Genomic DNA, 8,674 nt, shown 5'->3' with positions numbered 1-8,674 from the left:
CCGTCTGGCCTAGTAGTGGTGGATGTGACGTACCAGACCGCCGACCGCGCATGCGCGCCCTCGCCGTGCTGCGGACGCTGGTGCCGCAGCTGGTGGACGCCGGTCAAGGGCGACCCGCGACCCTGCGGGCCGCGCTGGGCCTGCGTGAACCGGCGGCGGTGCCCTCGTGACCGCCGAGCTGGTCCACCCGGGCCACGCCACCGGGCGGCGCACCGTCGCGGACATCCGCGCGGGCGTCGAGCCGATCCTGCGCCGTCTGCGGGCCGGCGCGGCCGAGCGGGAACGCGAGCGCGTCTACGCGTTCGAGGACGTCCGGGGGCTCGCCGAGCAGCGCATCACCCTGGTCGGCATCGCGGTCGAGGACGGCGGCGCCGGCGGTTCCGTGCGCGACGTCGCCGACCTGATCATCGCCATCGCCAGGGCCGACTCGAACGTGGCTCAGGCGCTGCGCAGCAGCTACCTCACCGCCAACCAGGTGGCGAGTCGCCGTGACCTGCCCAACCGGTCGGTGGTCCTGCGCCGGTTGCGCAACGGAGACCTGTTCGCCGGCACCGCCAACGAACGCTCCGGCGGCGCCGGCGGGTCCGTGCACACCACCATCCGCCGTGACGGCGGCGGCTACGTCATCAACGGCGAGAAGTACTACTCCACCGGCGGTCTCTACGCCTCCTGGTTCACCGGCACCGCCACCGCCGAGGACGGGACCGTGCTGAGCTTCACCGTGCCGGTGGACCGCGAGGGCGTGCAGCGCCTCGACGACTTCGACGCGGTCGGCCAGCGGCTGACCGCCAGCGGTACGACACGGCTCGTCGACGTGCGCGTCTCGGCCGACGAGGTCGTCGAGCGGGACAAGGCCCGCCGTGACGTGCCGTGGCCCGGATCGTTCGCCCAGCTGTACCTGGCCGCGATCCAGGCCGGTATCGCCGCCGCGGCACTGGACGACGCGATCTGGTTCGTCCGCGAGAAGGCCCGGCCGATCAAGCACAGCACCGCGGCCAGCAGCAGCCACGACCCGTACGTGCGGCAGACCGTCGGCGAGATCGCCGCCCGGGCCCACGCGGCCCGGTCGGTCGTGCTGCTCGCGGCCGAGGCGCTGCAGGCCGTGCGCGGCCTGACCGGCGCGACCGCCCGGGCAGCGGCGGCGGAGGCCGCGGTCACCGTCGCGCAGACCGGAGTGATCGCGATCGAGTCGGCGCTGCGCGCCGCCGAACTGCTCTTTGACGTCGCGGGAGGCTCGATCACCGACCGCCACCTCGGCTTCGACCGGCACTGGCGCAACGCCCGCACCGCCGCGAACCACAACCCCAGGCAGTGGAAGGCGGCCGTGGCCGGCGCGTTCCTCCTGACCGGGGACGACCCACCCACCACCGGATTGTTCTGAGGAGGCCACCTGATGACCGTCAAGGCCCACCGCGTGCTGGGACGCACCGGCGTCCTGATCAGCCCGCTCACGCTCGGCGCCATGAACTTCGGCCGCTGGCAGGAGGAGAGCGAGAGCATCCGGATCATCCACGCCGCCCTCGACGCCGGCGTCTCGGCCATCGACACCGCCGACGTCTACGGCCAAGGCGCCTCCGAGGAGATCATCGCCAAGGCGATCAAGGACCGCCGCGACGACGTCTTCCTGGCCACGAAGTTCCACGGGCAGATCGGCGACGACCCCCGCCACGCCGGCAACTCGCGCCGGTGGATCACCCAGGCCGTCGAGCACAGCCTTCGCCGGCTCGGCACCGACCGCATCGACCTCTACCAGGCGCATCGGCCGGACCCGCACACCGACCTGCTGGAGACCCTGCAGGCGCTCGACGACCTGATCCGCCAGGGCAAGATCCTGTACTACGGCACGTCGGTGTTCCCCGCCCACCAGCTCGTCGAGGCGCACTGGCTGGCCGAGACGCACGGCCTGGTCGCCCCGCACACCGAGCAGCTGCCGTACTCGCTGCTCGTCCGCACCGCGGAGCGGGAGGTGTTCCCGGTCGTGCAGCGCTACGGCGTCGGCGTGCTCAGCTACGGACCGCTGGCGGCGGGCTGGCTGTCCGGGCGGTACCGCATCGGCGGCGAGCAGCCGGAGTCGGCGCGGGCTGACCTCATCCCCGGCCGGTTCGACATCGGCCTCGAGCGCAACCGGCGCAAGCTCGCCGCCGCCGATGCGCTGGCCCGGCTGGCCGAGGACAACGGGCTGACGCTGATCGAACTGGCCGTGGCGTTCGCGCTGGGCCACCCGGCGGTCAGCAGCGTCATCATCGGCCCGCGCACCGCCGAGCACCTGGAGGCCTACCTCAAGGCGGCCGGTGTCGAGCTCGACGACGACGTCCTGGACCGCATCGACGCGATCGTCGACCCCGGCACCCACTTCCTGGAGCGCGACACCGGCCGCGACACCCCGTCGCTGCAGCCGGCGGCGCTGCGCCGCGGCAAGGAGCACCGATGACCTACAGCGCGGCCGGCGACCGCTACGAGCGGCTGGAGTACCGCCGGGCCGGCGGCTCCGGCCTCGACCTGCCGGCGATCTCCTTCGGCCTGTGGCAGAAGTTCGGCACCGACCATCCGTTCGAGACCCAGCGCGAGATCCTGCTGCGGGCCTTCGACCTCGGTATCTCCCACTTCGACAACGCCGACCGGTACGGGCCGCCGCACCGCGCCGCGCAGCAGGTCTTCGGCCGGGTGCTCCGCCACGACCTGGCGGCCTACCGCGACGAGCTGATCCTGTCGACGAAGGCCGGCAACCCGATCGGGCCGAGCCCGTACCTCAGGGGCGGCTCCCGCAAGTCGCTGCTCACCTCGCTCGAGCACAGCCTGCGCGACCTCGGTACCGACCACGTCGACATCTTCTACAGCCACAGCCCCGACCTGACCACCCCGCTGGAGGAGACCGCCGGCGCGCTCGTCAGCGCGGTGCAGCAGGGCAAGGCCCTGTACGCCGGGGTCTCCAACTACGCCCCCGCCCGGGCGCACGAGGCAGCCGTGCTGCTGCGCCAGGCCGGCGTGCCGCTGCTCGTGCACCAGCCGCGGTACTCCATCTTCGACCGCGGCCCGGAGCTCAACGGCCTGCTGAAGCTGGCCGCCGAGGACGGGTTCGGCCTCATCACCTACTCGCCGCTGGCCCAGGGCCTGCTCACCGGCAAGTACCTCGACGGCATCCCCGCCGGCGCGCGGGCCCAGGACAGCGCCTTCCTGTCGCCGGACGTCATCGACGACACGTACCGCCGGCGAGCGGGAGCGCTCAACCGGATCGCCGCGGAGCGCGGCCAGTCGCTCGCCCAGCTGGCGGTGCAATGGGTGCTGCGCCAGCCGCAGGTGACCTCGGCCCTCATCGGCGCCAGCTCAACCTGGCAGCTGGAGCACAACGTGCAGGCGCTCGGCTTCCCGCCGCTGACGGAGCAGGAGCTGGCACTGATCGACGAGCACGGCGTGCACGGCACCGGGCTGAAGCCGTGACCGGGCCCGCCACCGGGCCACTCGGCGGCGGCGTCGAGGACGGCCGGCCGTTCCGCCTCGGCTTCCTGTTGCACCTCGACGACGACCAGCCGCCGGCCCGCGCCTACCGGCAGGCGGTCGAGCTGTTCGTGGCCGCCGAGGGGCTCGGCTACGACTCCGGCTGGGTCATCCAGCGGCACTTCCGGCAGGGCAATGAGCACGTCAGCGCCCCGCTGGTCCTGCTCGCCGCGATCGCCCAGCACACCACCCGGATCCGGCTCGGCACCGGCGTGCTGGTGCTCCCGCTGGAGGACCCCGTCAAGGTCGCCGAGGACGCGGCGACGCTCGACGAGCTCAGCGGCCACCGGCTCGAGCTCGGGGTCGGCTCGGGCCCCTTCCCGGGCGCCTGGGAGGCGTTCGGGAAGGACATCGCCGACCGGCACCGGCATTTCGACGCCGCGGTCGCCCGGCTGCACGAGGTGCTCGAAGGTGCGGCACTCAACAACCTCGGGGAGGCGCTGCACCCGCCCGGCACCGGCGTCCGGCGCCGGCTGTGGCAGGCCACGACCGGCGAGCCGGCACTGGCCCACGCGGCCGCCGCGGCCGCCGCCCGGGCCGGCGACGGGCTGCAGCTGTCCCGGGCCACGGGCTGGCGCGACACCACGGTCGCCGCCGCGCAGCGCGCGCAGGCCGAGTGGATCGCCGCGTACCTCGCGGCGTGGGCGAGCACCGACCGCCCGCCGCGGGTGCAGGTGTCCCGGGCGGTCTACCCCCACCCGCACCGGCCGAGTGCGGTCGGGCTGGTCGCGCCCGGCGTCCGCCGCTGGCAGGGCTGGCTGTCCTCCCGGCACGGCGTGGCGTCCCTCAGCGTCGAGGAGTACCTGGAAGCCGACCGGGCGCTGCTCGGGCCGGCGGAGCAGATCGCGGCGGAGCTGGCCGCCGACCCGGCACTGCGGCAGATCACCGACCTGCTGGTGAGCTTCGTGCCCGGCGTGCCCGACTTCGCCGAGCACATCCGGCTGCTCACCGCGAGCGCGCAGGAACTGGCGCCGCTGCTCGGCTGGCGACCACTGGCGACGGCGGGTGTGGCGTGACCGGCTTCCACCTCAACCTGTCGCTGATGACACCGGGGCATTTCCGGCACGCGTGGCGGCTGCCGCACGCGGACCCGCTGGCCTACCTCGACATCGACTACTTCCGGCGCCTCGCCCGCATCGCCGAGGACGCGAAGATCGACGCGGTGTTCCTCGGTGACGGCCCGTCGCTGCGGGGCGAGATCGAGGAGGCGCCCGGCACCGGCCTCGACCCGCTCGTGCTCCTCGGCCACCTCGCCGCGACCACGACCCACCTCGGCGTCATCGTGACCAGCTCGACGACCTACAACTCGCCGTACAACCTCGCCCGGCGGTTCCAGGCGCTCGACCACGTCACCAAGGGCCGCGCGGCGGTCAACATCGTCACGACCGGCACGCCCGACGCGGCCGCGAACTTCGGCCTCGCCGAGCACCCGGACAAGGACACCCGCTACCGGCGGGCGCACGAGTTCCTCGACGTCGTCACCCGGCTGTGGGACGGCTGGGAGCCGGGCGCCGTCGTCGCCGACAAGGACGGCGGCCGGTACGCCGACCCGGCCCGCATCCACCGCATCGACCACGCCGGCGAGTTCTTCTCGGTCGCCGGTCCGCTGCCGGTCCGGGCCGGTCCGCAGGGTCGGCCGGTCGTCGTCCAGGCGGGCGGCTCCGAGGGCGGCCTCGCCCTCGCCGGCCGGTACGCCGACGTCGTGTTCACCGTGGCGCAGACCCGGGACCGGGCCGTCGCCTTCCGCCAGGACATCCGCCGGCGCGCGGTCGCAGCCGGCCGGCACCCCGACGACGTGAAGGTCTCCCTCGGCGTCGTGGTGCTCGTCGCGGCGACCGAGCGGGAGGCCCGGCGCCGGGAGCAGGAGCTGTACGCCCAGCTGCCGATCGAGCGGCTCAGCGCCGCGCTCACCCGCAACCTCGGCCTGCCCGACGGCCGGTTCGGCCCGGACGACCCGATCACCGCCGCCGACCTTCCCGGGGCGATCCCCGCCGGCGCGTTCTCGGCCGGGTTCAGCGTGTCCACCCGGGCCCTCATCGCGCAGGCACCCCGCACGCCCCGCGAGCTCGTCCAGCGCGGCGCCGGCGGCTCCGGACACCGGCTGCTGGTCGGCTCGGCGGCGCAGGTCGCCGACGACCTGCAGGCGTGGTTCGAGGCCGGCTGCGCCGACGGCTTCACCGTCATGCCGGCCGACACCGCCGTCGACCTGGAGAACTTCGCCCGGCTGGTGGTGCCGCTGCTCCAGCGGCGCGGCCTCTTCCAGCCCGACTACACCCACCCCACGCTGCGCGGCCGCCTCGGGCTGCCGCTGCCCGGCCGGCCGCGCCCCGCGGCCGAGGAGGTCACGGCCTGATGTCTGCCACCGCCCGCTACGGGGACCCGGCCGCCGCGCTCGGCGTGGTCAACGACGTCCTCACCCTGCAGTTGTCGCACCGCTCCGTGCGCCGGTTCCTGCCGCACGCGGTCACCGACGACGAACTGGCCGCGCTGGTGGCGGCGGCCCAGTCCGCGCCGACGTCGTCGAACCTGCAGCCGTGGAGCGTGGTCGCCGTGCGTGACCCGCGGCGCAAGGCGCGGCTCGCCGCGCTCGCCGGTGGCCAGGGCTTCATCGAGCAGGCTCCGCTGTTCCTGATCTGGGTGGCGGACCTCGGCCGGGCGCAGCGGCTGGCCGACCGCGCCGGCGCGCAGGTCACCGCCGCCGAGTACCTCGAGACCACCGTCATCGGCTTCGTCGACACGGCCCTGGCCGCCCAGAACGCGGTGGTGGCCGCGGCCTCGCTCGGCCTCGGCTCCGTCTTCGTCGGCGCCATCCGCAACCATCCGGAGGAGGTCGCCACGGAGCTGGGACTCCCGCCGCACACGGTGGCGACCTTCGGGCTCGCCATCGGTAGGCCGGACCCCGCCGAGCACGCCGGCATCAAGCCCCGGCTGCCCCAGGAGGCCGTACTGCACCGTGAGCGTTACGACGCGGCCGCGGACGAGCACATCGCCGCCTACGACGAGCGGCTGGCGGCCTACAATGCCCGATTCGGGCTGGCGGGGAACTGGAGCGGCCGGGTGCTGCAACGGCTGAGCGGTCCGGAGTCCATGGCGGGACGTCACCGGCTCCGGCAGACCCTGGAACGCCTGGGCCTACCCTCACGGTGAGCACGAGGCGGTGCGGCGCCAGGTGGCTCAGCCGGTGACCCTCTCCGAGCGGGACGCCGGGGCGCGGTGCTGCGGGAGCTGGTGCAGCCACAGCGCGAGGGCGCGGGCCACCTCCTGGTCGAACGCGACCCCGGCCCGGTCGGCCGGGCTGTCGGTCGCGGTGCGGTCGAGGCGGGCGATGCGCAGCCGGGTCGCGGTCATGGCGTGCTCGACGAACGCGGTGAACGTCTCCTCGTCGGCGGCCACGACGGCGAGCATGCCCCGCACGTACATGTCCTCGACCTCGGTATCCGGGGTCACCGCGCACAGCCAGGCGGCCTGCCGGCGGTGGCCGGCCGGGGTCAGCTCGCACGGGCGGCGGTTGCCGCTGCCGGTGCGGACCTCGTGGGGAGGCTCGACCCGCACGAGCCCGCCGCGCTCGAGGCGGTTGACGGCGGTCATGACCCGGCCGATGTCGACCCGGCGGGCGGCGCCGAGGACGCGGGCGTGCTCGTGCCACAGCTCGTACGCGCTCGACGGCCCCCGTCCGAGCAGGACGAGCAGCGCGTCGTCGAGCGTCACGCTCAACCAGGGCCTCCCGACTTCTACAACCATGTAGAAGTCAACCAGGCTACTCCGGTTCGCTGAGCAAGTCGCGCAGCACCTGCTCGTCGCCGGCGTCGAGGGTGCTCACGAACCGGCGCAGCACCGACGCGCGGTCGGGCTCGCGGGCCAGCAGCCGGCGCATCCGCTCGGCCACCAGGCCGGCGGGGTCGCTGAGCGCGCCGTACCGGAACGCGCGGCCGTCGCCGCGGTCCCGGTGCACGACGCCCTTCTCGTGCAGGCGGGTCAGCGCTGTCACCACCGTGCTGTACGACAGGGCACCCGTCGGGTCGAGCACATCACGGACCTCCCCCGGCGTCAGGGCCCCGGCCGCGGCGCCGAGCACGCGCATGACCTCGGCCTCCAGCTGCCCGGGGCGGCGCCGGGTCGGCTTGTCGTCGTCCGCGGATTGTGATGTGCTCACGGCACCGACTGTATCGGCCCGGCGAGGCCGGAACGGAGAGGCATGTTCGATCACTTCGTCTGGTCGGTCCTGGTTGTACCACCACTGGTCGTCCTGGCCGTCCGCCTCCTCGCCGACCGGCTGCCGCCCGGCCGCGCCGCCGCCGTCATCGCCTGGTCCGCCGTCGTCACCGCGGCGGCGAGCACGGTGAACCTGGCGCTGTTCACGGTCGCCGCCCTGGCCGAGGTGCCGGCCCTGGCCGGCCCGCTGGGCTGGTCGCCGTCCGTCGTGGCGCACGACACCGCGTCGGTGCCGTGGGTGCCGTGGGTGAGCCTGGCGATGCTCGTGGGCGTCGGGTTCGCCGCGGGCCGGCGCTGGCGCGGCCACCGCCGGATCCTGCGCCTCGCCGCGGCCGGCGGCCCGGCGCAGCGCCCGCTGGTCCTGGTGCCCGACGAGACGGCCGACGCGTTCGCCGTCCCCGGCGGCCCCGGCCGGCGCGGCCACGTCGTGGTCACGACCGGCATGCGCGACCTGCTCACCGACCCGCAGTTCGAGGCGCTGCTGGCCCACGAGCGGGCCCACCTCGACGGCCGCCACCACCGCCTGGTCATGCTGGCCAACCTGGCCGGCGCCGCCCACCCGGCGCTGTGGTGGGTCCGCCGCCACGTCGCGTACCTGGTCGAGCGGGCCGCCGACGAGGACGCGGCCAGCCACGTCGGCAACCGCCGCACGGTCGCCCACGCGATCGGCACGGCCGCCCTGGCGACGTCGGGCGGCCAGCCGCGCGGCCTGCACGCGGCCCTCCCGGCCGGCGTGGTGCCGCGCCGCGTGGCGCTGCTGCTGCACCCCCGCCCGGCGGCCGGCCGCGCGTCGCTGGTGACGGCCCTGGCCCTGATCCCGGCCCTGGCCCTGGCGTCGGTGGTGTGGACCGGCGAGGCCACCATCGACCTGGTCGAGCTGCTGATCGCCGCGGCCCGCTAGGACCCGTCCTGGGCCCAGACGGCCGCCACCGCGGCGAGCGCCGCCGCGTGGGCGCGCTCGTCGGCC

Annotated in this window: 9 protein-coding genes; 7 read left to right on the top strand and 2 right to left on the bottom strand. The window is 74.9% G+C overall.

The features are described from left to right. The first annotated feature begins 166 nt into the window (after positions 1-166). Genes ABZS66_RS58755 through ABZS66_RS58730 form a run of 6 tightly spaced genes read left to right on the top strand, consistent with a single transcriptional unit; the run spans position 167 to position 6,642 of the window. Complete coding sequence (locus tag ABZS66_RS58755) at positions 167-1,381, top strand: acyl-CoA dehydrogenase family protein (protein WP_354773246.1); 1,215 nt, start codon at positions 167-169, stop codon at positions 1,379-1,381. Between the two features lie 12 nt (positions 1,382-1,393). Beyond that, entirely contained in the window at positions 1,394-2,431 is a 1,038-nt protein-coding gene (locus tag ABZS66_RS58750; RefSeq protein WP_354773244.1) for an aldo/keto reductase, read from the top strand. Then, entirely contained in the window at positions 2,428-3,438 is a 1,011-nt protein-coding gene (locus ABZS66_RS58745) for an aldo/keto reductase (protein WP_354773242.1), read from the top strand. Before ABZS66_RS58750 ends, ABZS66_RS58745 begins: the two co-directional genes overlap by 4 nt. Beyond that, positions 3,435-4,511: an LLM class flavin-dependent oxidoreductase gene (locus ABZS66_RS58740; RefSeq protein ID WP_354773240.1), complete on the top strand. Its 1,077-nt coding sequence runs from the start codon at positions 3,435-3,437 to the stop codon at positions 4,509-4,511. The genes ABZS66_RS58745 and ABZS66_RS58740 overlap by 4 nt, the downstream gene beginning before the upstream one ends. After that, positions 4,508-5,848: an NtaA/DmoA family FMN-dependent monooxygenase gene (locus tag ABZS66_RS58735; RefSeq protein WP_354773238.1), complete on the top strand. Its 1,341-nt coding sequence runs from the start codon at positions 4,508-4,510 to the stop codon at positions 5,846-5,848. The genes ABZS66_RS58740 and ABZS66_RS58735 overlap by 4 nt, the downstream gene beginning before the upstream one ends. Further along, a complete protein-coding gene (locus ABZS66_RS58730; protein ID WP_354773236.1) occupies positions 5,848-6,642 on the top strand; it encodes an NADPH-dependent oxidoreductase in 795 nt (264 codons plus the stop codon). Before ABZS66_RS58735 ends, ABZS66_RS58730 begins: the two co-directional genes overlap by 1 nt. Before the next feature lie 27 nt (positions 6,643-6,669). Here ABZS66_RS58730 and ABZS66_RS58725 read toward each other — a convergent pair whose 3' ends face one another. After that, positions 6,670-7,209, bottom strand: a complete 540-nt coding sequence (locus ABZS66_RS58725; protein ID WP_354773234.1) for a PadR family transcriptional regulator — start codon at positions 7,207-7,209, stop codon at positions 6,670-6,672. 43 nt (positions 7,210-7,252) lie between these two features. After that, a complete protein-coding gene (locus ABZS66_RS58720; RefSeq protein ID WP_354773232.1) occupies positions 7,253-7,648 on the bottom strand; it encodes a BlaI/MecI/CopY family transcriptional regulator in 396 nt (131 codons plus the stop codon). Between the two features lie 42 nt (positions 7,649-7,690). On the opposite strand from ABZS66_RS58720, the gene ABZS66_RS58715 reads away from it, so the two are divergent. Beyond that, positions 7,691-8,608: a M48 family metalloprotease gene (locus ABZS66_RS58715; protein ID WP_354773230.1), complete on the top strand. Its 918-nt coding sequence runs from the start codon at positions 7,691-7,693 to the stop codon at positions 8,606-8,608. The last annotated feature ends 66 nt before the right edge of the window (positions 8,609-8,674 follow it).

Source organism: Dactylosporangium sp. NPDC005572, from assembly GCF_040605515.1.
Classification (GTDB): domain Bacteria; phylum Actinomycetota; class Actinomycetes; order Mycobacteriales; family Micromonosporaceae; genus Dactylosporangium.
This window is presented reverse-complemented; position numbering and strand designations above follow the sequence as displayed.

Bases quoted from the DNA above. Each gene is read 5' to 3' on its own strand.
- ABZS66_RS58750 (WP_354773244.1), top strand. From the start codon at position 1,394: ATGACCGTCAAGGCCCACCGCGTGCTGGGACGCACCGGCGTCCTGATC.
- ABZS66_RS58745 (WP_354773242.1), top strand. From the start codon at position 2,428: ATGACCTACAGCGCGGCCGGCGACCGCTACGAGCGGCTGGAGTACCGC.
- ABZS66_RS58730 (WP_354773236.1), top strand. From the start codon at position 5,848: ATGTCTGCCACCGCCCGCTACGGGGACCCGGCCGCCGCGCTCGGCGTG.
- ABZS66_RS58715 (WP_354773230.1), top strand. From the start codon at position 7,691: ATGTTCGATCACTTCGTCTGGTCGGTCCTGGTTGTACCACCACTGGTC.